The following is a 1,290-nucleotide window of genomic DNA, read 5'->3' as shown; positions in this document are numbered from 1 at the left end:
TGAGGTTCCCCCGGTTTTTCGCCTTCCAGAGGCCCCGGGTTATGCAGCCGCATCTCTTGTCCGCTGAGCCACAAGCCAGTCTTGTATGAACTGGGTTGGCGACATGAAGCCAAGCGATGAATGACGACGACTGCGGTTATAAAACACTTCTATGTATTCGAACAAGTCCGCGACGGCTTCGCGGTGCGTGCGATACCTCGTGCCATGCACGCGCTCGTTCTTCAGGCTGTTGAAGAAGCTTTCCGTCGGCGCGTTATCCCAGCAACTGCCTTTGCGGCTCATCGAGCAGCGCATGCCGTACGAGTTCAGTTTGCGCTGGAAGTCGTGGCTGGCGTATTGACTGCCCCTATCCGAATGATGCAGCGCGCCGGGCGCGGGCCGGCGGCGGAACCATGCCATCGTCAGCGCGTCGGTCACGAGTTCCGTCGTCATGCGCGGCTTGACGGACCAGCCCACGACCTCCCGGTTGAACAGGTCCAGCGTGACGGCCAGGTACAGCCAACCTTCGTCGGTCCAGATGTACGTGATGTCCGAGGTGAACACCTGATTGGGCTCGGCCGGCGTGAAGTTGCGGTTCAATACGTTCGGCGCGACCGGCAGTTTGTGCCGGGAATCAGTTGTCACGCGGAAACGGCGCTTGTGGCGGGCTCGAATACCGTTGGCGCTCATCAACCGCTCGACGCGTGCCTTGCTGGCCGGGAAGCCTCGAGAGCGAACCTCTTCGGTCATGCGCGGCGAGCCGTAGGCGCCTTTGACCTCGGCGTGAATTATCCGAATCAACGTGAGCAACTGCGCATCGGTCAGCCGCTGACGCTCGGGCGTGCCGCCGCGCTTCCACGCACGATAGCCGTTCACGCTCACGCAAAGGACCTCGCACAGCGCAGCAAGCGGGTATTGCCGGCACTGTGTGTCAATCCAGGCGAACTTCACAGGAGGTCCTTCGCGAAGAACGCCGCCGCTTTTTTTGCGATTTCCAGCTCCATCTGCAAGCGCTTGTTCTCCGCCCGCAGCCGCGACAGCTCCATCTGTTCCGCCGTGACGGCCTTCGCTCCGGGACCATTCAGCTTGCCGGCCTCGAAAGCCTTCAGCCAGTTGCGCAGGGTCTGCGTCGACATACCCAATTCGCGGGCCACGGTGCTCACGCCTTGCCCGTCCTTGATTCGTCGCACGGCGGCTTCCCTGAACTCTGCCGTGTACACCTGGTGCGGTACCTTGAACATCTCTGCTTTCCTTCCTTTGGGTCGAGTTTATACGCGACCTGCTGGAAGGCGAAATTTCAGGGGAAGCTCA

At 61.0% G+C, this 1,290-nt stretch carries 1 protein-coding gene; it reads right to left on the bottom strand.

What is annotated here, in order from left to right:
• Window positions 1-39: 39 nt before the first annotated feature.
• A protein-coding gene (locus tag D1Y85_RS26845) for an IS3 family transposase (protein WP_124154093.1) occupies window positions 40-1,220 on the bottom strand; the annotation gives its coding sequence in 2 pieces (ribosomal slippage) (window positions 40-968 and window positions 968-1,220; 1,182 coding nt in all).
• Between the last annotated feature and the right edge of the window lie 70 nt (window positions 1,221-1,290).

Source organism: Paraburkholderia dinghuensis (assembly GCF_003837865.1).
Taxonomy (GTDB): Bacteria; Pseudomonadota; Gammaproteobacteria; order Burkholderiales; family Burkholderiaceae; genus Paraburkholderia; species Paraburkholderia dinghuensis.
The sequence above is the reverse complement of the archived record's forward strand: the minus strand, read 5'-3'. Positions and strand labels throughout refer to the sequence as shown.